Below are 22,934 nucleotides of genomic sequence, written 5' to 3' on the forward strand. Positions count from 1 at the left end.
AGAATTGACATAACCCGTGGAGGAAAGAAATGAAACTTCTGTTGAAAGCAGTCACGATTGCGTCGGCAATTGTTGCAACGCCAGTATTGGCCGAGCATTGGACCCTGTCGCCTGAAAACTCTCATTTGGCGTATGGTACCATCAAGAAAGATACCGTGGGCGAGGTCAATTCCTTCACCAACCTATCCGGTCACGTGGGTCCAGATGGCAAGGCCGAGATCGAAATCGATCTGTCGTCGGTCGAAACGAATATCGACATCCGTAACGAGCGGATGATCGAGCACGTCTTCCGCAAAGCGGGCACTGCCGCCCTTAAGGCCGAGTTCGACATGGCCGAGGTCAAGGCGCTTGGAGTGGGCGAAACCGCGGTAATTGACGTCGAAGCAGTACTTACTCTGGTGGGGACAGACGTGGAATTCGACGCAGAAATGTTCGTTGTCCGCGTATCCGAGACGTCAGTTATGGTGTCGACCAATGACATGGTGTTTATCAGCACCGAAGACGCAGGCGTGAATACAGGTGTCGACAAGCTGATGGAACTGGCCAGCCTGCCCGGCATCACCCGCACCGTACCGGTCACTGCGCGCTTGTTCTTCAACATGGATGAAAACAAAGCCGAGGCAACACCCGCTGCCGCTGCAACCCCTGTCGCCGTCGCTGCGGTGGAAGGCGACATTAAAGCCGGTAAGAAAGTCTACCGCAAATGCAAAGCCTGCCATCAAATCAAAGAAGGCAAGAATGGCGTTGGACCGTCATTGTACGGAATCGTCGGTGCACAAGCAGCACAAGCGGAAGGGTTCAAATACTCGGATGCTCTGAAGGCTTCAGGGCTGGTCTGGAACCCTGAAACTCTGGCTGCCTTTTTGGCTGACCCCAAAGGCGCCCTGCCCGGCAACAAAATGCAGTTCCCCGGCCTGAAGAAAGAGGAAGATATCACCAACGTGATTGCCTATTTGCAGGACGAGGCGCAGAGCTAAGGCTCAAAACCGTTTCCCTCACCTGCCCCGCCGCGCTATGCCTGTCATAACCAAATGACAGCGCAGGGGCGGGGCATGAACGAGACGGTCAAACTGGAACTGGACGAGATTAAGGCCCTTAGCCTCAACATCTTGACGAAATCCGGTTTTGGAACGGACCACGCTAACGCAATTGCAGGGATGCTTGCGACCTGTCAAATCGACGATTGCCAGTCTCACGGGTTGTTCCGCCTGTTCATGTGCAACGACACCATGAAAGCGGGCAAGATCGATGGGCGTGTCGCGCCGGTGTTGGAACATTCTGACAATGCCATCATTCGGGTGGATGCGCAGGGCGGCATGTCCTTGCTGGCCTTCGAACAGGCGCTGCCGGTACTGATCGAGAAGACGCGAACCCACGGCATTGCCGCCATGGCGATCAACCGCTGCTTTCACTTCTCGGCGCTCTGGCCCGAGGTCGAGCGCTTGTCTGCAGTTGGCCTGGCCGCGATGGCGATGGTGCCCAGCCATTCCTGGGTCGCCCCTGCGGGGGGCACGCGCGGTAGCCTCGGCACCAACCCGCTGGCCTTCAGTTGGCCGCGTCAGGGGCAAGACCCGTTTACATTCGACTTTGCCACCAGTGCCTTCGCCCGCGGTGAAATTGAACTCTATCGACGCGCGGGCAAGCCCCTGCCCGAGGGTGTGGCCATCGACAAGGACGGCCAACCCACGACCGATCCAAAGGCGGCGATGGAGGGCGCAATGCTGACCTTTGGCGGCTATAAGGGCTCGGCCCTGTCGATCATGATCGAGCTGATGGCAGGCCCTTTGATCGACGATTTGACCAGCCTTGAAAGCATGGAATACGCCGAAGGCGCGGGCGGCGCGCCCTATCACGGCGAGATCATTCTTGCTTTTGATCCGGCCCAGTTCAGCGGCGGCCGTTTGGCCGCAAATGATACCCGCGCCGAGCGTTTGTTCGCCGATATCATCGGTCAGGGCGCACGCCTGCCCTCGCAAAGGCGCTTTGCCGCAAGGGCCCGCAACACTGAACGTGGTTACGTCGAAATTGCCAAAACGCTGCACGACGATTTGCAGGCGCTAGCCGCTCAGGTGTAAGGCCTCTTTCCCTTCGGCATATGGCTGGCTAAGTAGGTCCTCCGGATAATATTCAGGAGGCCCCCTTGGACCGCATCGCCCGCACCATCGCCACAGAGATCAGCGCCCGCTCCGAACAGGTCGGTGCTGCGGTGAAATTGCTGGACGAAGGGGCCACCGTTCCCTTTGTCGCGCGGTACCGCAAAGAAGCGACGGGTGGGTTGGACGACACTCAACTGCGCACGCTGTCTGACCGGCTGACCTATCTGCGCGAACTTGAAGCGCGGCGCGAAACGATTCTGGGCTCGATTAAGGATCAGGGCAAACTGACCGACGATCTGGTCAAGTCCATTACTCGGGCGGACACAAAGGCGCAGCTGGAAGACATCTACCTGCCTTACAAGCCCAAGCGCCGCACCAAAGCCATGATCGCGCGCGAAAACGGGTTGGAGCCGCTGGCCGATGCGATCCTGACAAACCGCTCGGCCAATCCTGAGGCACTGGCCGAGCGCTATGTAACCGAAGGGGTGCCCACCACCAAAGATGCCCTGAACGGCGCGCGTGACATCATCGCCGAGCGATTGACCGAGGATGCGAGCTTGCTTGGCGATTTACGCGGCTTCATGCAACGCGAAGCGTATCTGACGTCCAAAGTCATCGACGGCAAACAAATGGAGGGTGCCAAGTTCAGCGACTATTTTGAGCATGTCGAGCTTTGGGCGAATACGCCCTCTCATCGGGCGTTGGCGATGCTGCGCGCGTCCAAGGATGGTATTGTTACACTTGATATCGCGCCTGAACCCGAGACAGGAGTGGCGCGCGCCGAGGCCATCGTTGCTGCGTGTTTGCAGACGCGCAGCGATGCACCCGGAGACGTCTGGCTTCGCAAGGTGGCGGGTTGGACGTGGCGGGTTAAACTGTCCCTGTCCCTTATGGTTGAATTGATGGCCGATCTGCGCAGCAGGGCGCAGGATGACGCAATTCAAGTGTTCTCGAATAACCTCAAGGATTTGCTGTTTTCCGCACCAGCAGGTGCCAAGGCAACGCTGGGATTGGACCCGGGCATTCGTACTGGTGTGAAGGCGGCTGTTGTCGACCCAACCGGCAAAGTCATCGCCACCACCACGCTGTATCCGTTTCAACCGAAAAACGAACTGAAGGCCACGCAGACAAGCATTCTGGCTTTGATCGAAGCGCATCAGATCGAGTTGATCGCGATCGGCAACGGCACAGCAAGCCGCGAAACTGAGAAGATTGTCGCCGACACGTTGAAACTGCTGCCCAAGTCAGTGAAAGCGCCCACCAAGGTGGTGGTTTCCGAGGCAGGCGCTTCGGTATACTCGGCATCGGAACTCGCGGCGCGTGAGTTTCCCGATCTGGATGTTTCTCTGCGCGGCGCTGTTTCAATCGCACGGCGCCTGCAAGATCCGTTGGCCGAGCTGGTCAAGATCGAACCCAAATCAATCGGAGTGGGCCAATATCAGCACGATGTGGATCAGCACCGGTTATCGCAGTCGCTGGCATCCGCCGTCGAAGATGTCGTGAACGCCGTCGGGGTGGACCTGAATACCGCCTCTGCCCCGCTCCTTTCGCACGTCTCGGGCCTGGGGCCTGGCCTTGCCGAAGCCATTGTGTCACATCGAGACATCAACGGCCCGTTCGCCACGCGGTCCGAACTTTTGGACGTCGCGCGGTTGGGACCACGCGCCTATGAACAATCCGCAGGGTTTCTGCGCATCCGGGACGGCAAAGAGCCCCTGGATGCATCCTCGGTGCATCCCGAAGCCTACGACGTAGCCCGGCGCATCGTTTCTGCCTGCGGTCGAGACATTCGGCAGATTATGGGGAATGAACAGGCCCTGAAACGGCTGAAACCGCAGCAATTCGTCGATGCCAGATTTGGCCTTCCGACTGTCCAAGACATCTTTGCCGAGCTTGAAAAACCCGGGCGCGACCCGCGTCCAAGTTTTGTAACAGCGACTTTCCGCGAAGGTGTCGAGGAGATTTCCGATCTAAAGCCCGGAATGGTTCTGGAAGGCACCGTGACCAACGTCGCCGCCTTCGGCGCGTTTGTTGATATCGGTGTTCATCAGGACGGCCTGGTGCATGTCAGCCAGTTGGCCGACAGGTTTGTCAAAAATCCCCATGACGTGGTCAAAACCGGCCAGATTGTCAAAGTGACCGTCGTCGATGTGGATACCAAGCGCAAACGCATTGGTTTGAGCATGCGCAAGAAAAAGGGATAGCCTTGGGCGCCTTGCACAAGCAAAAAACCCCGGCAATTCAACCGGGGTTTTCAGAAATCTACAGTGAGGCGATTGCCCTGTTACTCAACGATCTTGTGCGAATAGCCAGCCGTTTGTGACGCGTGGAAGTCTTCGACCCAGTCAACGGTAAACGCGTAGTCATCCTCGGTCAGCGGCTTGTGGCAGGCCATGCACGGAGCTTCGTTCACACCAGCCTTGTTCGAGCCGTCGACCTCAAAGACCGAATAACGCCAATCGTCATTCTTATAGATTTCAGGGACATCATCCCCCCAACCGTCGCGCTTTTCCATTGCCGTAAAGAGCCTACGCTCGCCAGCAATCAATTTACCCTCAGCGTCCTTTAGCAGATTACCATCAGCGTCTTTTTTAGCGTCGTAAATCTCGACCAGGAAATACGAACCAGGTTTGAACGGCAGACCGGTCTTGACCCCTTCAAGCGCCAAATCGTTACCGCTGAAGAACCGAACCTGTTTACGGTCGTCATAGTCTTTGCGGTGATAACGGGTGAACGTGGTTTCATGATCCTTCGGGAACGCCATCAACGATCCGTCAAGACCCGTGTCATTGCTGGCAACCGCCCCAGCTTCGCCCCCGGGCAGGCTGGCGAAATAAGCGGCCAGATTATCGATCTCTGCATCGGACAGGTTCGCTGCGATGGCGTTCATCAAATCATCCTTGCGGCTCTTGGTTTTGAACGCCATCAACTGCTTTTTGATGTAGCCTTCTTTTTGACCGGCAAGGTTTGGGAAGTTGTCGGCCGTACTGATACCAGCACTACCGTGGCAGGCGGCGCATTGCGCGGCCGTTTCACTACCAGCCTGGATATCTCCGGCATTCACAACGGTCCCTAACGAGGTGCCAACTATGGCGGCCCCTAGTGCGGCTTTTACCAACGATTTCATCAAATGTCCTTTCACTGGCTGGCAGCCGCCCGAAACGTGACAAACGGCGATGCTTGCTGTGGTCAGGACATTAGGCACATGGACTACGCACGCAATGGATGCACCGTTCACAAACGCGCACAAAAAAAAGAGACCATTTTTAAGCTTGGTGCAGGCCGAAACGGGTCATTCGATCCGCATAGCTTCGGTTTCGATTTTTATGTTCACAAGGTCACCCACAAGGCCATTCTCGACCGCGTAAGTCATGCCATAGTCGCTGCGATTGATGGAGGCTTCTATCGAAAGCCCAAGCACAAACCGTTTGTGCCCAAATGGGTAGGGTTCAGCCTTGTTCAACTTCACGTTCAGTGTCACCGGCTGGGTCACGCCCAATATCGTCAGGTCTCCGGTCACTGTGCCCGCATTGTCCGTGGCGGCTGTACCGGTCTCTGCGACAAAGGTGATTTCGGGGAATTCCGAGACATGCAGAAAATCCTTGTTTTTAACGTGTCCGTCACGCGCCTTGTTAAAGGTGTTGACGCTTTTGGCGTCGATCGCGACCTCAACATTCGCCAATTCCTGCGTCTCGGTGTCATAGTCGAAAATACCCTGCACATTGCCGAATATCCCCAGCGTGTCGGCATATCCAATGTGTTCAATGGTAAAAAACACCGTCGTATGCTCGGGGTCCAGTTCGTAGCTTGCCATTTCGGCGGCCGCTGCGATTGGAGAGGTTGCGATCAGAAAGCTTAAAGCAATATTGCGCATGGCTGGTCCCTTGACGATTGTCGAACTAGATAAAGTTAGTCAAACAACCATATAGCCCGCGCCCTGCACCGACAAAGTAAACTAAATGCGCTTAACCCGTCTAACTTGTGCCACTTGGAACATTCACCGCGCCAAGGGAGCGGACAAGCGGGTTGATCCCGATCGTATCCATCGAACCATCGCTGCTGATCTGGCCCCTCTTCGGCTGGACGTTTTAGCCTTGCAGGAGGCCGATGGCGAGTGCCGGCCACATGCGCGAATTTTAGACATGCGCCGCATACAGGCCGACACCGGCTTGGTTTACCAGCATGATCAGCATGCGATGCGATGGGGATCGCAAAGCGACGGGTTCCTGGGAACCATTCTATTTCTTCATCCGCTTCTTGAGGTAACCCACCGCGATGTTGTCGATCTTCCGGGGCATTGCCACCGCGGCGCGGTCGTGGTCGAGACCCTGCGAGACGGCGTCGATATGCGAATCCTCTCAACGCATTTATCGCTGTTCCAACCCTTGCGCGTCATACAAATGCGTATCATCGGGCAATATTTGCGGCGCCGTCCTAAGATGCAGACAATTCTTCTGGGTGACTTGAACGAATGGCGGCCGTGGGGTGGTTTGATGTTTCACAGACGTCTTGTTGGGCAAAAGCTTGCAGGACCTGCGCGGGCGACCTTTCCGTCACGCCGCCCTTTGTTGCCTCTGGACCGAATTATGACTGATCGGCCTGATGGGGTCTTTGATGCACAGGCTATGTCGACGCCGAATCTGCGCATGGCGTCAGACCATTTACCATTGATTGCTTCGGTCAAGGTTTCGTGATCACCTGAATAATGACGCTCGGCATTTGTTAAGAGATTAGTCAAAAGGGAAATCTACGCTAGATCACAATAGATTATGACACCGCAAACCAAAGTCCAAGCGTCACAGCGCGTGACAACCGACCGCCAGTCTCTCTGGCTGATGTCGCCCCTGACCTCCTTTTGGCTTCAGGTAGGTTTGATTGGGTGTGGGCTGACAATCTTGGCATGGTTAACCCTGCCAACCGTTTTTTGGGTTCTGCTTGCGTTCTTCGTGGCCTCAGCCCTTGCCGGGCTGGGGTTGGCAACTTCGTACCCTCACAGGTTGCTGGGCCTTTGCAATACCGTAACCTTGCTGCGCGCGGCCCTTGTGGCTTTCCTTTTCGGCACGCTTTTTGTCGCCGACACTGTGTCGGGCTGGGTGATATTCTGTATCGGAACAAGTGCATTTGCGATGGATGGCCTGGACGGCTGGCTGGCCCGTCGCTCTGGCCTGAAGTCCGATTTTGGCGCGCGGTTCGACATGGAAACCGATGCCGCCTTGGGTGCAGTGCTTGCGCTGTGGCTGATGCTATCCGGAACAACACAGGCCGAAGTTCTGATCCTTGGTTTTGCTCGCTATGCCTTTGTTGTTGCTGGTTGGGCAATACCCCGACTGCAAGGAGAGCTTAGGCCATCCTTTCGTCGCAAAACCATCTGCGTGGTACAGATCGCGGCACTTTTGATCCTCATTTGCCCGTTGGCACCTCACTTTCTGATCGCGCCGATTTCCATCAGTGCGTCAATCGCGCTGAGTTACTCATTTGGCGTGGATATCCGTTGGCTGCTGAGCCGCAACTCATGAGGTTATCTTTCGCACTTGTCCTCGGCGCTCTTTTGGTCTTTTGCGCTTTGGTCCTGCCGAACCATCCCGGCACAATGAATTGGTCTGCGGTGAATCGCTGGCCGCTGGAATTACCCGTGATCTTTTTGTTCATGATCGCATTCGGAAGGATTCCTGGGGTGGCGTCAATTCTGGCGGCCCTTTTGATCGCAGCCAGCCTGATGAAACTCGCTGACTACGCCACGTTCACCGCGTATAACCGCACCTTCAATCCAATCGTCGATACATTTTTGATCGAGGCAGGTTTTGGCTTGTTGCAAGACAGTGTTGGCAGGCCCTTGGCCATAGCGATGGCTGTGACAGGCGGCGCGCTGGTGGCCATCTATTTCGTATTGCTGCGATTTGGGTTGAAAGCCTGGGGGGCTCTGTCACCCCCCGTTTGGGCGAAGACGGCTGCGGTGCTTGGCATAATGATCACAGGATCCTGGGCCGTGGCGGACGCCGGGCATCACCTTAAATATTGGCGTTTTGATCAAAGCCCTCCGGGCACGGCGTGGACATCCCGGCTTGTGTTCAAGCGTGGGACCGAGATGCAGGCAATCGTTGACGATCTGTCTGTGTTCCGTCGCGAGGCGCGGGCAGATCCGATGCGCCAGGCGCAAGGTTTACTGGATAGGCTTTCGGGCCGCGATGTTCTACTGATCTGGATTGAAAGCTATGGCCGCGCGAGCTTTGATAATCCACTGTATTCCGACACCCACCTGCCGACGCTGCAAAGTGCCGAGACAGCCCTTACACAAGCGGGATTGTCCGTCAAAAGCGGCTGGCTGACCTCACCCACGGCAGGTGGCGAAAGCTGGCTGGCACATGGCGCCTTGTCGACCGGACTTTGGACGTCGGATAACGGGCGCTACAACGCAATGCTGGTCAGCAATCGAAAGTGGTTGTTCCACTATGCGCGGGATGCCGGCTATCGCACGGCGGCGATCATGCCTGCGATTACGCTGGCCTGGCCCGAAAGCGCCGTGATGGGGTTCGATCACATATTTGCAGCCGCGGACATTCCTTATCGCGGAAAACGTTTTGGCTGGGTGACTATGCCTGATCAGTTCACTCTGGCGACCTATCAGGATTTGCTACCGCCCGACCCACGGCCTGATTTCATTCAAGTGGCGCTGATCTCGTCCCACGCGCCATGGACACCGATCCCGCGGATGATCAGGGATCAGGACCTGGGCGATGGAACCGTTTTCACACCGATGGCCGAGCAAGGTCCCCCCGCGCGCGAGTTATGGCAGGATCACGATGATGTGCGGGACGCCTATCGCCGCGCGGTAGATTACAGTTTACAAGCGGTATTTTCACATGTGGCAAAACTGGGCAAGCAAGCACCACTGGTTATTGTCGCAGGAGATCATCAAGCCGCAGGTTTTGTGGCTGGCAGTGACAATCGCGATGTCCCGATCCATGTTATCGGCCCCACAGATGTTCTGTCTTTGATTGACCACTGGGGCTGGACTGACGGTCTAGCGCCCGCCGCGGATGGCCCGGTGCGTCGGATGGATACGTTTCGCGATGATTTCCTGTTAGCCTTCACATCTTCGGGGCAATTGGCGGGGGAACCGAGATGAGCGGCCGCGTGTACCGACTGTTCGGATCACTCGCGCTGTTGGGCGTCGTCTTGTGGTGGAGCGCGGCCGGAGAGGTCTGGGAAAGACTGCGCGAAGCTCAGCCGTTCTGGATTGTGATAGCAATCCTTGCCCTGAATTGCAGCACCCTATCAATGGCACGGCGATGGCAGCTAACCGCGCGGGCGTTGGAGCTGAAGATCACTTACCGCGCAGCGCTAAAGGAATATTATCTAGCCCTTCTCGCCAATTCCCTGTTACCCGGTGGCGTCGTTGGCGATGTCAGCCGTGCAATCCGAACACGGCACCATGGCGACCTGAAACGCGCCGCGCAATCCGTCGTGGCCGAGCGGCTCATGGGTCAGGTGGCTCTGTTTGCGGTCCTTGTTGCCGGTCTGTCCGTTAGTTTATTGTGGCTAGGCGGGATCGAATGGCCCAGCGGGACAGGATGGGTTCTGGGAGCTGGCATTGCCCTGACTTTCGGTGTGTTGATCTGGCTGGCGTCGGCCCAAAAGACAGCCCGTTTTACGAAATTCTGCCTTGTGTCGATGATCCGCCCAGAGATTTCGGCTCATGCCATGACGGCTGCTGCTCTGTTGATATTCGGCCTCTATGCATGCGCCCGTGCTACTGGAACGGAACTATCGATTGAGGCAAGCGTGACAGTTCTGCCCTTGGTCCTGTGCGCCATGCTGGTTCCGTTGTCGATCGCCGGTTGGGGATGGAGAGAAGGTGCCGCCGCCGCGCTTTTTCCCATACTGGGAGCATCGCCCGAAGCTGGGATCGCGATGGGTATCTGCTATGGTGCTGTGATGCTGTTGGCCGCCCTTCCTGCGGTTGCTTTTGTTTTTATGCCCTCCGAAGCTGAGTTGAACACAAATCCCTTGGAAAACGCATCATGAACGCCGTTTTTGCGATACCCGGAGACAAAGACCAGCGCACCGGCGGTTACATCTATGACGCGACCGTATTGGATTTGTTGAACCAAGTCGGCTGCCCAACTGCGCATCTGGAACTGCCCGGCAGTTTTCCGAATGCACCCGCGCATGACATGGAAACTGCGCTGAATGCTCTGCGGGCCGTTCCTGCCTCTACCCCGGTTATCGTGGACGGTTTGGCTCTGGGCGCCATGCCACCCGAAGGTGTCGCCAGTATTCCCGCACCTGTGATCGCGCTTGTCCACCATCCGCTTGGGCTGGAAACCGGAACAGATCCCGCTCGCGCACAGGATTTGATCCGCAACGAGGCCGCAGTGCTGGAACATGTCGCCCATGTCATCGTGACCAGCACCCATATCGGGGAGACGCTTTGGGCCGATTTCGGTGTGTCCCCTGATCGGATCACTGTGGCAAGCCCCGGCTTCCTGCGCCCCATGACTGGTTCGGCACCTGTTTCACCACCGCTGATCCTGAGCGTTGGATTATTGTCATCCCGTAAGGGCCACGACGTCCTGATCTCTGCTTTGGCCCAAATAGCCGACCTGCCTTGGCAGGCGGAGATTATCGGCCGCCCGCAAGACCCAAACTATACAGCAGAATTACAATCACAGATCTCGAATGCAGGGTTAGCTAATCGTATCCAACTAAGGGGCGAGGTCGATGGTGCCGCCATCGAGGATGCATACCGACGCGCAAGTATGTTCGCTCTGGCCACACGATACGAAGGCTACGGCATGGTCCTGAGCGAGGCGATGCTGCACGGTCTGCCGGTTGTTTCCTGCGCAGTCGGCGCGGTCCCCGAAACGGTTGGCTATGCCGGGCGTCTTGTGCCCGCCGATCAACCGGATGCCTTTGCAGCCGAATTGCGCACCCTGCTGGAAGACCCGGATCAGTTGGCGAAAGCTGCGCATGCTTCACTGGAACAGTCGGCAGGGTTGCCGAGCTGGCACGACACAACCCGGCATTTCGCCGATGTCATCAAACGGGTGGCCGAGCCACTTGCGCCGCCTTTCCCCTTTGGACCCACGAAATGAACTGGACTGCCTATGTTTGCTGTTGAAGTCCGCGACCATGTAATGATCGCGCATTCCCTACCCTCTCCTGTTTTTGGCCCCGCGCAAGGGATGCACGGCGCGACCTTCGTTGTGGATGCGGCGTTTTATACCGAAGATCTGGATGAAAACGGTCTGGTCGTTGATATCGGCTTGGCCACCGAGGCTCTGGCCAACACGCTTGCCCCGCTGCGCTACGCAAATCTGGACGAAGTCCCCGCGTTCAAGGGCAAGATCACAACGACCGAGTTTCTTTGCTATCACATTTGGGATCAACTCAAGGCGGTCGCAAAAACCAGCGGATTGGGCGACAATGGCCGCGTCAAACGCATTCGGGTGCAGCTGCACGAAAGCCATGTGGCGCGTGGGTGGTATGAAGCAGACATCTGAAACCAGCTTTGAACCGGATTGGCTGAATCTTCGGGAACCAGCCGATCACTGGGCCCGCGATCCAAAACTGCTCGCTAGTGCCGCAAGCTGCGTTCAAGATGGGTCCATTGTACTGGATCTGGGCAGTGGTACCGGATCAACGGCCCGGGCATTTGTTCAAGCAGGGTTCACCAAGATGCGTTGGCGGTTTTTCGACAACGACGCGACCCTGTTGCGTATTGCAAGTGATCGCCATCCCGAAGCCGAATGCGTCGTCGGCAATCTCGGTGACGTAAAAAATCTGCCGCTCGGGGACGTCGGCCTGATCACGGCTTCGGCCTTGTTCGATCTTATGCCCGAAAGCTGGATCAATGCTCTGATCCTCCGTGCAGCCGAAGCGGGCATACCAATCTACACGGCCCTGAACTACGATGGCCAAATGAGCTGGACGCCCAACGACGAACGTGACTGTGTCGTCACTCGGGCGTTCAACTGGCACCAGACGAACGACAAAGGTTTGGGACCAGCGCTGGGGCCGTTATCCGGGTCACGGTTTGCGGAATTGAGCGAAATAGTGGGCTACACTGTTGCTTCCGCACAAAGCCCGTGGCGGTTGGGGCCGCAAGAGACCCAACTGCATGACGCAGTTTTAGACGGAATCGCGCAGGCAGCCCACGAGGCGGGCGAGAAACACGCCCTCGATTGGGGAATAGACAGGCGGGGCGCGGTCGCGGAAACGCTTGGGACGATTGGGCACACTGACCACTTATCGGTACCGCGATGACAGTCGCTCAACTCTATACAGAATGCGGAGAAACCAATGCACGACATTGACGTAACACCCAGGGTTTGGGACCGCATTCTTGCCGTTCGAGCGGGTCATGGTTGTCTGTGCGATCCGGATTGGACGGAAGGCGAAAAGCGGGCCATCTCTGTCTATGGAGCGTTAGCACAGCCGAACCCCTCGGGTCAGGTGATCGGGCAGATCGGGCAATCACTGGACGGACGGATTGCAACTGTTTCGGGCGATGCCAAAGACATCTCTGGTCGTGAAGGGCTGGTACATTTACACCGTCTACGGGCTTTGTCGGATGCGGTTGTGATCGGCGTTAAAACTGCACTGCATGACAACCCACGCCTCACCGTTCGCCTCGTAAAAGGTCAAAATCCGGTCCGCGTGATCATTGACCCAAACGGGAGGATGCCAAACGATATCGGTCTGATGCAGGACATGAACGCCCGGTGCATAGTCATCCAATCGGTAGATGCACCGCGTCCTGACCATATCGAAGTGGTCAAGTTGCCCCGCACCCATTGGATTTCGCCGGCACAAATCCTGAGCGCCTTGCGTCAGCGTGGATTGAAACGCGTCTTGATCGAAGGTGGCGGCATCACGATTGCTCAGTTTCTTGAAGCAGGGCTGCTGACCCGGCTGCATGTCGCGGTTGCACCCCTATTGATTGGGGCCGGACCACAAGGGCTGACCACATCACCGGTCGCTAGCCTGGCGCAGGCCCTTCGGCCTAAGACGGACGTCTATGGTTTGGGTACAGACGTGCTGTTTGACTGCACACTGGAACCTCGACATGAACAAGTGGCTACCTACCCCTTACCCTGCCGGACCGCTGCTCATGCGTCCTAACGCGAATAAGTTGAACTATAAACAATGACCGCCAACCCAGAACCGCCAACACGGGCTTTATGGATTACTAAAGCCGCTAGCACTGAAATACGCGAAACGGACATCCTTGATGGCCCGGACCATATACAAGTGTCCACCCTGTTCTCGAGCATCAGCCGGGGCACCGAACGGCTTGTGTTTCACAGTCAGGTACCGCGCAGCGAACATGACACCATGCGTGCGCCGTTTCAGCAAGGCGATTTCACCTTCCCCGTCAAATATGGCTACTCGGCTGTTGGCACGGTTCAATCCGGACCGCGTGAGGGTGAGACTGTATTCGCGCTATATCCCCACCAGACACGGTTCAGCATACCCTCACATGCGGCCATTTCGATCAATCCATCCGTTCCTCCTGCCCGCGCCGTGTTGGCGGCCAATATGGAAACAGCATTGAACATCATGTGGGACGCGGGCGTTTGCGCAGGCAGCAAAGTGACCATTGTTGGCGGCGGTGTTGTCGGCGCGCTGACCGGATACCTGTGTGCCAGAACGCCCGGAACCGAGGTTTGCATAGTGGACATCAACCCGGACAAGGCCGCGCTTGCCGGACAGTTGGGTTGTGCTTTTGCCACCCCCGAAAACGTGCCCGAAGACGCAGACATGGTCATCCACACCTCAGCCACCTCAAGCGGATTGGCGACAGCAATAAACGCTGCCGGTGTCGAAGCAACAATCATCGAAGCCAGTTGGTATGGTGATCACCTCACGACCGTGCCGCTTGGTGCCCGGTTCCATCAAAGGCGGTTGCGGATCATCAGCAGCCAAGTCGGTCGTATCCCCGCACATATGAGAGCGCGCTGGGACTACAAAAAGCGGCTAACCAAGGCGATTGACCTGTTGGCAGACCCAGTTCTGGACGTATTGATTTCGGGTGAAACTGATTTCGCAGATCTTCCCGAGAACTACGGGTCTATTCTGGAAGATCCATCGACCCTCTGCCATAGAATACGGTATTCCAACAGATGACGTTGCCGCAGGAAGTTACTCCTTGGCTGTCGCCCAAGGCGTCTGAACACATGCAAGCGATGGCACGGGCCGCGCTTCGCGCCGGGGTCGGGTTGCAACAAGCCTTCAAGACCCGCGACACGCTAAACATTTCGCAAAAATCCAAAGGCGATTTCGTATCCGACGCAGATCGCACGGCAGAAGCGGAAATCAATCTGCACCTGACCGCGACCTATCCCAAGTATGGTTGGCTCGGTGAAGAGACTGGAACGCGCGCGGGCATCGGGACGGCTTTGCGATGGGTGGTGGATCCGTTGGACGGGACGACGAATTTCCTCAAGGGTATTCCCCATTGGGCCATATCCATAGCGTTGTGTGATGGCGACGATATACTGGCTGCGTTGATCTACGATCCCCAGAAAGCCGAAATGTTCACAGCTGAACGCAGCTGCGGCGCATTTTTGAACGGGCGACAGATATCGGTCAGCGGCGAAGGTGATCTGACCGCAGCTTTGTTTGCCACTGGCGTCCCTGCCGGGGGGCGTGTGACCTATCTGAAATCTGCCCTTCAGGACCTTGAACGACTTATGCCAGAGTGTGCCGGTATTCGCAGAAACGGCGCTGCGGCCCTTGATCTTGCCTATGTCGCCGCCGGGCGGCTTGAAGGGTATTGGGAGCGGAACCTGGATCCGTGGGACATTGCTGCAGGAATTCTGTTGGTACAGGAAGCCAAAGGGGTCGTGCAGCCGCTTTGGCCGGATCAAGACATCTTCTCGTCAGGCTCTTTTCTGGCAAGTAACGCAGCCTTGGCAAATACGTTCCGCAAATTCATTGTCTGAGGTGATCTTAGACAAATACCCCCGCCCGGTCACGCGCCTGCGTTTGTGATGAGGTCGTCGTTTGCAAGGTGGTCGATCAGGTGCCTGACGCGGGTCGTCATACGGCGATTTTGCGGGAAAAGAGCGGCGACGACATAAGGTGCCACACGGTAAGTAGCAAACAGTTCGATCAAAGCACCCGACCTGAGAGCCTCAGCTACTGTGTAAGCAGGACATCGTGCGATTGCTACACCATCCATCGCAAGACGCGCCGAAGCTGCGGGGGCATTGGCGCGCAACCGTCCACTTACCGGAACCGCCACATCTTCGCCTTTGATATCGAACCGCCACAGACCAGGCTCGGACATGTTCCCGTCAAGAATGCAGTCATGTGTCGCCAGGGCGCGTGGGTCTGTCGGCGTGCCTGCGCGGTCCAGATACGCGGGGGATGCGCATACGATTAAAGGCATTTGCCCCAGTTGACGCACTTTCAGTGAACTGTCGCGCATCGGACCTATCCGGATAGCGAGGTCCAGACCCTCATCAATGATCGACACCCTGCGGTCGGACAGGTTCAGGTCAATCTCGACCTCGGGGTGCTGTGTTGCAAAGGCCGCAATAGACGGCGCAAGCCGCACCGAGCCAAAGCCGGTCGGCGCCGAAATCCGGATTACGCCGCGCAGTGATTTCTGGGCGTTTCGGACTGTTTCCTCAAGTTCGTCAAACCCATCCAGCAGCGGTTCGCACATTGCCAGATACGTCGCTCCCGCATCTGTCAGGGATACGCTGCGTGTCGTACGGTTCAAAAGCTGCACGCCCAATGCCTCTTCCAGATCAGCAACATATTTGCTGACCAGTCGAGATGAACGCCCCATCCGCTGCGCCGCCAACGTGAAAGAAGCATTTTTCGCCACCAGCGCGAATGCGCGCATTCGATCAATCTTGTCCATTTTATTGCGCCCTTTCAGGGCCTAATTATTCGCAAAATCTGACAATTATCATCCACTTTCGCAAGAGTTATCTGTCCGTCAGACACAGCTTATGAATGACAGGAGCCAACAGATGTCCAACGCAGTTCGTATCCACCATTTCCCGAAATCAGGTCACGCGCATCGTGCTTTGGTCTTCGCCCAGCTCGCAGGAATTGCGCACGAGGCCATCTTTGTTGATCTGGCTGCCGGAGAGCACAAGACACCCGAATTTCTGGACATGAACCCAAACGGTCAAGTACCGGTCTTGCAAGATGGCGATGTCGTCGTATCGGATTCGAACGCAATTCTGGTCTACCTTGCCCGGAAATATGCGTCTGACTGGATGCCCAGCGATCCAGTCAGAGAAGCTGCTGTCCAGAAATGGTTGACCCTTGCTGCAGGTGAAATTGCGTTCGGGTCATGTGCCGCACGTTTGATTACAGTCTTTGGTGCTCCGTTGGATGCCGATTTTGCCGCGGCCACTGCCGCCAAGGCAATGAAAAAGTTAGAAAATGGCCTCGAGGGGCGTGATTGGCTGGTTGGCGACCGCCCGACCATTGCAGATGTAGCTGCCTATTCCTACACCGCCCACGCGCCCGAGGGGAATGTCTCGCTAGACCCTTACCCGAACGTACGGGCCTGGATCGCGCATTTCGAGGCCCTGGATGGCTTTGAACCGATGCCCACCACCGCTGCGGGCCTCGTGGCCTGAACCAAACCTGCCCGAAACTTGAGTGTAAAGAGCTTCGGGCAAGGGTTCCCAGTGTTGGGAAATAAAGAAGGAGTGAACCGATGGTCGACGCAGATACCCCATTCCATGCCGGTGAACTGGCCGCACAAAAACGTGCGGGCGCGGATAACATTGCCACCATCGGAACACGCTATATACGCGATTTCATGCCCGAACAGCACCGTATGTTCTATCAGGCGCAACCGTTTCTCGTCGTCGCCTCGGGTGACTCGGACGGTCAGGTCTGGGCAACAATCATCGAAGGGCCTGATGGTTTCATCGGGTCTCCTGATCCGGAACGCCTGACGTTGGATACACAAGTTGACCCGCTGGATCCTCTGGCACACTGCCTGCAGGAAGGGACCGATATTGGGGTGGTCGGGATCGAACTGGCCACAAGACGCCGCAACCGTCTTAGCGGCCGGACCCGACGTTCGGACCAAGGGCTGATCATAGACATTCGCCAAACGTTCGGAAACTGCCCGCAGTACATCAATGAACGCGATTGGTGGCGCGCCCCGAGAACCGTGCCCACAGAAGCCCAAGAATCCGACCATCTCAGCCCCGGCCAAATCGCTCGCATCCGTGCCGCTGACACGCTTTTCCTGGGTTCCGGTCATCACGCCCCGCAAAAGGCGGCCTCGGATGGCTACGACGCTTCGCATAGAGGCGGTGAGCCGGGGTTCGTGCGCGTGATCAGCCCAACCCGGTTGCGCATACCGGATTATTCCGGGAACAACTTTTTCAACACGATCGGAAATCTGTTGCAGGACCCCCGTGTCGGATTGTTGTTTGTCGATTTCGCAACCGGTGGACTTTTGCATCTGACCGGGCGCGCCAAGATCGACTGGGCGCCCGAAGAAGCGCGTGATCCAAACATTTTGCGCATGATCGACGTTACGATCGACGCGGTAATTGAACGGACCGAGGCTCTTTCGTTACGTTGGTCAGCGGACCCTGCCCCGTCGCAAAACCTGACCGTAGTCGACAAGAAATCCGAGGCCGAGGGGATCACATCGTTCCACCTCGCTCCGGCCGAGGGCGATACTCTGTCACCCTTTCAAGCCGGGCAGCATTTGCCGATCGCCCTCGAAATACCTGCGCATGATGTAAAAATACGTCGGTCTTATTCCCTGTCGGGCAAACCCGGTGAAGACACTTACCGGATCACTGTAAAGCGTGAGCCAGGTGGGACTGCATCGCAATTCTTACACGACAGCATCAAAATCGGAGACACGATCGAAGCCCGCCCTCCGGCTGGTGATTTTCTGATCCCTGATTCAACGCGCCCTTTGGTTCTGGTCAGCGTGGGTGTTGGTTTGACGCCAATGATGGCCATGCTGCATCGGTTGGCGCAACAGAATACCGGACGGCAGGTATGGTTCGTGAATGGCGCACGCAACGGCCGTCACCATGCACTGTCCCAAGAAACAGACCACCTGATCTCGGCGACCCGCGGCGCACGGAAACGCGTGTTTTTCAGCCAGCCCGAAAGCAGCGATCTGGTTGGTCGTGATTTCGACGCAGAAGGCCGTGTCACGGCCGCAGAGGTTCTGGCGCTCGATGCCGGTGCGGATGCGCTTTACATGCTTTGCGGTCCCGCCGGATTCGTGACTGATCTGAAGTCGGGTTTAGAAGCTGCCGGAATAGACGGAAGCCAAATCCACTATGAAACCTTCGGCTCTGCCTGACCGCTGCCGTTAGTCCAACCGCTGTTTGCTATGGTTGAGGCTAAGGATGTCGCGACGGCTGTAATGCCCTGCCGGGTCCAGTTTCAGATGTGCGGCGATAACCTGATCCACATCGATCTCAGCATAGAGCGTGATCTCTTCGCCCGTGACTGGACCCGCTATCAATTTGCCACCGGGTGCCGCGATCATGCTACCGCCGTCGTTGATGACATCGCGCCCCTCGGTTACGTGTTTTCGCAAGGGGAAGCTGTCAGGAATGTCACTGCTGCGCAGCAGACCCGAAACCGAAACAACATAAACTCGCCCCTCCATCGCGATGAATTGTGTGATGTGGTCGGTTACGTCCAGATCACCTGGCCATGTTGCGATATGCAACTGTTCTCCCTGCTGGTACAGCGCTTGCCGGGCCAGAGGCTGCCAGTTTTCATAGCAATTCAAACCGCCGACCCGGATGCCTTTCCAATCCTGAACAGCCAGACCATGCCCATCCCCATCGGCCCATAGCAGCCTTTCGTGAAACGTCGGCTTGAGCTTGCGATGCACATTCACGACACCCTTGTCGGGCAGGATTGTCACCAACGAGGCATAGACCGAACCGCCCGAACCAGCCCGTTCAACGATCCCGGTCATGACGGCGACGCCAAGGTCAGTTGCCTCGGCACAGATCTCAGCAATCTCGGGGCCGTCGGTCGTAATCGCGGACTTCAGATAGGCCACATGCCCGATCTTCAGCAGCTCGTCATTATGGGCCACGCTCGGGGCGCGCAGCCATACGGGATAGCCGGACAAAAACACCTCGGGGAAGACAACCAATTCGGCCCCATTGGATGCCGCATCCTGCAGCAGGGCGATCAGCTTGTCCGTGCTGGCCTGTGGATCAAGAAAGACCGGAGCGGCCTGAACAGCGGCAACTTTCATAAGGCAATGTCCTGCTCGTTTTAACTATGACCCGCGCATGATCTCATCAGGCACGGGCCAGGGTGTCAAATCAGACGTTTAGCCCGGATTGGCCGGCGCTTTGTCCATTTCATCCGAAACCGGGCCCCAGGGTTGCGCAGAATTGCACCAGATCTGGATCGATGGCTTGACCCATGAACTGTCCTGCAACGTCCCCGCCTTTACCGCCGCAAGGTCACCAAAGGCCGGCATCTCGGTCGACAGAGGCGAGCCGCAATTACCGCAGAAATTGCGGGTCACCGGCTGCCCGGATGCCCCGTTCATCACATAGGTCCTGCGGCTGTCACCCTCGAATGCGATCGACGCGGTCGGCACCAGCACATTGGTCGAATAGGCCGAGCCGCTTTGCCGCTGGCAATCCGGACAATGGCAGACGACCATCATGGCAGGCTCATCGGCGCTGGAACTATAGGTGACCTGTCCGCACAGGCAGCTTCCTTCGATCTTGGGCATTGGTGTCTCCTTGCTGATGGTTCTGGTTTTATTGGGATTTCTCTTTTGTTGGCATCAGGTGGGCGGCCGATTGATTGAACAGGGTTTCGTTCTGCTGCGCCGTGGCTTTGCCCGTGAACTGGGCGTTTTTGTGCAGGTTGATCGCATCACGAACGGCAGGGCGTGCCTTGATCCGTTGACGCCAGGCGGCAACGTTTGGAAAAGCATCCAGTGAAACGCCCAAAGGTTTCGCGATGAAGGCCCACGGAAAACACATCATATCTACGATCGTATAGCGGTCGAACATATACTCGCGCCCCTCAAGCCGGTTCTCTAGGACCGCCAGAGACCGTTCGAACTCGCCCTTGTATCGCTTGTGGGAATAGGGCTGGTCCTTCGGCGCATAGTTCACAAAGTGGCTCAGTTGACCGCCCATCGGACCCTGATTGGCTGCCTGCCAGAACAGCCATTCGGTAAAGGCGATCCGCTCGCGTGGGGTTTCGGGGCCGAATTGGCCGCTGCGATCTGCCAGGTACAACATGATGGCGCCGCTTTCGAAAACACTCAGCGGGCCACCGTCTGCGTCATGGTCCAGAATGGCCGGCATCCTGGCGTTTGGGCTGATCGCCAGAAAGTCGGGTTGGAACTGGTCGCCACCGCGCAGGTTCATAAGAATGGTGCGATGATCCAAACCAGTTTCGGCCAGCATGATCGCGACTTTCCAACCGTTCGGTGTGGGGGAGTAATAGAAGTCAATCATGATGCATCCGCCAGAGGGTTTGGGGTCAGGCTCGCGCGGACCTCGGCAGTGTGTTCGCCCAGTTCCGGCGCGGGGCGCAAGTCGGTCGCCGGAGTACCATGAAACACGGCAGCCGGCCGGGTCTGCCGCAGGCGACCGGCAGTAGGGTGGTCATATTCGACGAACATACCATTGGCCTCGAGCTGCGGATGTTGGCGCATCTCGCGTCGAGTCAGGACAGGGGCACAGGGGACACCCGCCTCTTCCAGCGCAGTCAACAACGTGTCGCGGTCAAGGTCACGCACCATCTCTTGCGTCAAGTCCAGCCGCGCGTCCCGGTTGATGTCGCGTAGCTCGGTTGTTTTAAAGCGTTCGTCGTCGATGATATCAGGGCGACCTGTGGCATGGGCCAGCGCCTCCCAATGTTTGTTCTGCATGATCGAAATACTGAGGTATCCGCCTTTCACCTCATAGATCAGATCATGGAAAGACTGGCTGGCCTCAACCTCCATCTCATCGCCCACAAAGGTGTGGCCGTTCATGTCCGAGGCCCAGAGGAAAGCCGCCACTGTGTCCAGCATCGACAGCGTGACCTTCTGGCCCTTTCCTGTGCGTTCGCGGGCAAACAGCGCGGCGGTCACCGCCTGACTGGCCTGTACCGCCGTCAGCTTGTCGGGCAGGATCGTGCGGACCAGACGCGGACGCTCCTCGTCCGATCCGGCCTGAACCGTGGTAAGCGCCGATAACGCCTGTATCAGCGGGTCATAGACAGGCTTATTGGCCAAAGGTCCTTCGAACCCGAACCCGGAAATGGACATATAGACCAGCCGGGGGTTGAGCACACTCAGCACTTCATAGCTAAGCCCAAGACGATCCACGACACCGGGGCGGAAATTCTGGATAAACACGTCGGCGTCCTGCACCAGCGTCTTGATCATGGCGATATCATCGGGGTTTTTCAGATCGGCCACCACCGAGCGTTTGTTGCGGTTATTGTTCAGGTAAGAGGCCGAATGTCCCCCTCGGCGCGTCGCCACGTGACGGGTAAAGTCGCCGTCGGCGCGTTCGATCTTGATTACATCGGCTCCCTGATCGGCAAGGATCATCGTGCTCATGGGGCCGGACACAACGGCGGTCAGATCAATGACCCTAATGCCCGACAGGGGGCCGTTGCGCTGAATGTCACTGTGCTGGGCCATCGCCAAACTCCTGCAAACCTTGGTTTGAAGCTAGGTTGCGAAGGAACATGTTTGTACTGCAAAAACCTCAGCAAGAGTTGAAAAAAATTCAATTCCTTTGCGCCAGCAACCAGTCATGGAACCGTTTGACATCGGACCGCATGGCACCATCGGGCCGCGCGACATAATAGCCGATATTGTCGGCGTCGGGCAGATCAAAAGGCGCGCACAGAACGCCAGCAGAAAGCAAAGAATCCACCAGCGGCCTGCGGCCCAAAGCAATACCCAAACCGTCTTGTGCCGCCTGAATCGTCAATTCATAGGTTTCAAGACCATACCGCTGATTGGCCGCCGGAGGTTGAAACCCCCGCGCCTGACACCAGTGATCCCATTCTGCATCCACGGTCGTATTTGCCAAAACCCGCTGGGTTTTCAAAACTTCCGCCAGCGCCATACCCCCAATCGTCTGAGCAAACGCAGGCGACATCACGGGCACGATGACTTCGCGCATCAGCGGAGTTACAACCGTTTGAGGCCACTCGCCCATTCCCCGCCGGATTGCCAGATCAACATTTTCCCGTTCTAGATCAACCACACGTGTTGTGGTGACCAAATTGACCTCAAGATCGGGGTGGCTACGTTCAAGATCGGAAAGCCTCGGCAACAGCCAGCCGGCTGCAAAAGACGGCGTCAGAGTCAAAGATATCCGCTTGCGCCCCGGCATCGAACGGATGGCCTCGGTCGCGCGCAGTATCTCGGACATCGGCCCTTTGATCTGATCAAAAAACTGTGCGCCATCGGCAGTCAGAAACAGACGTCCCTTGCGGTTTTCGACCAACCGGACCCCCAGTTCGGATTCAAGCGACTTGACCTGGTGGCTGATAGACGACGCCGAAACTTGCAAGCGTTCCGCTGCCTTGACGGCGCTGCCGGTCAAAGCAACCTCGTAGAAGGACTTCAACCCACCAAAAGGCGGAAAATAATCATGTGGAATGCGCGGTCTGACCTTGGACATGGCGCCATCTTAGCCATCGTTCAGGAGATGAACAGCCAGAGCAAATCAAATCCCTTTCGCACAGTACATGGCTATCTCATACAGTGTTTAGCAAACCAGAAAACGCTGTTTGGTTGATGACTCCGTGACGCCTATTCACTCGCGTCATATTACCTTTCCAGGCGTTTAACCATGTTCCTATGCGAATGCACAGAACATC

At 57.0% G+C, this 22,934-nt stretch carries 23 protein-coding genes; 15 read left to right on the forward strand and 8 right to left on the reverse strand.

What is annotated here, in order from left to right; translation table 11 throughout:
* The first annotated feature begins 29 nt into the window (after window positions 1-29).
* The 3 genes from ACR0DX_RS10880 (at window position 30) to ACR0DX_RS10890 (ending at window position 4,300) form a co-directional block, all read left to right on the forward strand.
* Entirely contained in the window at window positions 30-977 is a 948-nt protein-coding gene (locus tag ACR0DX_RS10880; protein ID WP_170355204.1) for a c-type cytochrome, read from the forward strand.
* Between the two features lie 75 nt (window positions 978-1,052).
* A complete protein-coding gene (locus ACR0DX_RS10885) occupies window positions 1,053-2,075 on the forward strand; it encodes an Ldh family oxidoreductase (RefSeq protein ID WP_170527619.1) in 1,023 nt (340 codons plus the stop codon).
* Between the two features lie 65 nt (window positions 2,076-2,140).
* A complete protein-coding gene (locus ACR0DX_RS10890; RefSeq protein ID WP_170355206.1) occupies window positions 2,141-4,300 on the forward strand; it encodes a Tex family protein in 2,160 nt (719 codons plus the stop codon).
* An 80-nt stretch (window positions 4,301-4,380) separates the two neighbouring features.
* Here the strand turns inward: ACR0DX_RS10890 and ACR0DX_RS10895 are convergent, their stop codons facing one another.
* Both ACR0DX_RS10895 and ACR0DX_RS10900 read right to left on the reverse strand, forming a co-directional pair.
* Window positions 4,381-5,223, reverse strand: coding sequence for a cytochrome P460 family protein (locus tag ACR0DX_RS10895; protein ID WP_170355207.1), 843 nt, complete (start codon window positions 5,221-5,223; stop codon window positions 4,381-4,383).
* A 165-nt stretch (window positions 5,224-5,388) separates the two neighbouring features.
* Window positions 5,389-5,970 carry a YceI family protein gene (locus ACR0DX_RS10900; protein ID WP_170355208.1) on the reverse strand — a complete coding sequence of 194 codons (582 nt, stop codon included), beginning with the start codon at window positions 5,968-5,970 and terminating at the stop codon, window positions 5,389-5,391.
* Between the two features lie 85 nt (window positions 5,971-6,055).
* Here ACR0DX_RS10900 and ACR0DX_RS10905 point away from each other — a divergent pair, with 85 nt between their 5' ends.
* From ACR0DX_RS10905 to ACR0DX_RS10950, 10 genes are all read left to right on the forward strand, one after another.
* A complete protein-coding gene (locus ACR0DX_RS10905) occupies window positions 6,056-6,790 on the forward strand; it encodes an endonuclease/exonuclease/phosphatase family protein (protein WP_170355209.1) in 735 nt (244 codons plus the stop codon).
* 201 nt (window positions 6,791-6,991) lie between these two features.
* On the forward strand, window positions 6,992-7,612 hold the full coding sequence (locus ACR0DX_RS10910; protein WP_480846110.1) for a CDP-alcohol phosphatidyltransferase family protein: 621 nt from the start codon (window positions 6,992-6,994) through the stop codon (window positions 7,610-7,612).
* Between the two features lie 74 nt (window positions 7,613-7,686).
* Window positions 7,687-9,222, forward strand: coding sequence for a sulfatase-like hydrolase/transferase (locus ACR0DX_RS10915; protein ID WP_480846112.1), 1,536 nt, complete (start codon window positions 7,687-7,689; stop codon window positions 9,220-9,222).
* Complete coding sequence (locus ACR0DX_RS10920) at window positions 9,219-10,121, forward strand: lysylphosphatidylglycerol synthase transmembrane domain-containing protein (RefSeq protein ID WP_170355211.1); 903 nt, start codon at window positions 9,219-9,221, stop codon at window positions 10,119-10,121. Before ACR0DX_RS10915 ends, ACR0DX_RS10920 begins: the two co-directional genes overlap by 4 nt.
* Window positions 10,118-11,191, forward strand: a complete 1,074-nt coding sequence (locus ACR0DX_RS10925; RefSeq protein WP_480846115.1) for a glycosyltransferase family 4 protein — start codon at window positions 10,118-10,120, stop codon at window positions 11,189-11,191. The genes ACR0DX_RS10920 and ACR0DX_RS10925 overlap by 4 nt, the downstream gene beginning before the upstream one ends.
* Window positions 11,192-11,203: 12 nt before the next feature.
* Entirely contained in the window at window positions 11,204-11,599 is a 396-nt protein-coding gene (locus ACR0DX_RS10930) for a 6-pyruvoyl trahydropterin synthase family protein (protein ID WP_170355212.1), read from the forward strand.
* A complete protein-coding gene (locus ACR0DX_RS10935; RefSeq protein ID WP_170355213.1) occupies window positions 11,583-12,362 on the forward strand; it encodes a class I SAM-dependent methyltransferase in 780 nt (259 codons plus the stop codon). The genes ACR0DX_RS10930 and ACR0DX_RS10935 overlap by 17 nt, the downstream gene beginning before the upstream one ends.
* A 36-nt stretch (window positions 12,363-12,398) precedes the next feature.
* A complete protein-coding gene (locus ACR0DX_RS10940) occupies window positions 12,399-13,220 on the forward strand; it encodes a RibD family protein (protein ID WP_170355214.1) in 822 nt (273 codons plus the stop codon).
* 24 nt (window positions 13,221-13,244) lie between these two features.
* The gene (locus tag ACR0DX_RS10945; RefSeq protein WP_480846118.1) at window positions 13,245-14,225 is read left to right on the forward strand and encodes a zinc-dependent alcohol dehydrogenase; all 981 of its coding nucleotides are present in this window, start codon (window positions 13,245-13,247) and stop codon (window positions 14,223-14,225) included.
* Window positions 14,222-15,043: an inositol monophosphatase family protein gene (locus ACR0DX_RS10950; RefSeq protein ID WP_170355216.1), complete on the forward strand. Its 822-nt coding sequence runs from the start codon at window positions 14,222-14,224 to the stop codon at window positions 15,041-15,043. The genes ACR0DX_RS10945 and ACR0DX_RS10950 overlap by 4 nt, the downstream gene beginning before the upstream one ends.
* Before the next feature lie 29 nt (window positions 15,044-15,072).
* Here ACR0DX_RS10950 and ACR0DX_RS10955 read toward each other — a convergent pair whose 3' ends face one another.
* The gene (locus ACR0DX_RS10955) at window positions 15,073-15,972 is read right to left on the reverse strand and encodes a LysR family transcriptional regulator (protein WP_480846120.1); all 900 of its coding nucleotides are present in this window, start codon (window positions 15,970-15,972) and stop codon (window positions 15,073-15,075) included.
* Window positions 15,973-16,084: 112 nt separating this feature from the next.
* Here ACR0DX_RS10955 and ACR0DX_RS10960 point away from each other — a divergent pair, with 112 nt between their 5' ends.
* Window positions 16,085-16,705 (forward strand): glutathione S-transferase family protein, encoded by a 621-nt coding sequence (locus tag ACR0DX_RS10960; protein ID WP_480846122.1) that lies wholly within the window; start codon window positions 16,085-16,087, stop codon window positions 16,703-16,705.
* An 80-nt stretch (window positions 16,706-16,785) separates the two neighbouring features.
* Entirely contained in the window at window positions 16,786-18,414 is a 1,629-nt protein-coding gene (locus ACR0DX_RS10965) for an FAD-binding oxidoreductase (RefSeq protein ID WP_170355219.1), read from the forward strand.
* 9 nt (window positions 18,415-18,423) lie between these two features.
* Here ACR0DX_RS10965 and ACR0DX_RS10970 read toward each other — a convergent pair whose 3' ends face one another.
* The 5 genes from ACR0DX_RS10970 to ACR0DX_RS10990 form a co-directional block, all read right to left on the reverse strand.
* Window positions 18,424-19,332, reverse strand: coding sequence for a carbon-nitrogen hydrolase family protein (locus ACR0DX_RS10970; RefSeq protein ID WP_170355220.1), 909 nt, complete (start codon window positions 19,330-19,332; stop codon window positions 18,424-18,426).
* Between the two features lie 78 nt (window positions 19,333-19,410).
* The gene (locus tag ACR0DX_RS10975; protein ID WP_170355221.1) at window positions 19,411-19,824 is read right to left on the reverse strand and encodes a GFA family protein; all 414 of its coding nucleotides are present in this window, start codon (window positions 19,822-19,824) and stop codon (window positions 19,411-19,413) included.
* Between the two features lie 28 nt (window positions 19,825-19,852).
* Entirely contained in the window at window positions 19,853-20,563 is a 711-nt protein-coding gene (locus ACR0DX_RS10980) for a glutathione S-transferase C-terminal domain-containing protein (RefSeq protein ID WP_170724620.1), read from the reverse strand.
* On the reverse strand, window positions 20,560-21,741 hold the full coding sequence (locus tag ACR0DX_RS10985) for a CoA transferase (RefSeq protein WP_170355223.1): 1,182 nt from the start codon (window positions 21,739-21,741) through the stop codon (window positions 20,560-20,562). The genes ACR0DX_RS10980 and ACR0DX_RS10985 overlap by 4 nt, the downstream gene beginning before the upstream one ends.
* A gap of 88 nt (window positions 21,742-21,829) precedes the next feature.
* Window positions 21,830-22,735 carry a LysR substrate-binding domain-containing protein gene (locus tag ACR0DX_RS10990; RefSeq protein ID WP_170355224.1) on the reverse strand — a complete coding sequence of 302 codons (906 nt, stop codon included), beginning with the start codon at window positions 22,733-22,735 and terminating at the stop codon, window positions 21,830-21,832.
* Window positions 22,736-22,934 lie beyond the last annotated feature (199 nt).

The sequence above is a fragment of the Ruegeria sp. D3 genome (assembly GCF_056534465.1).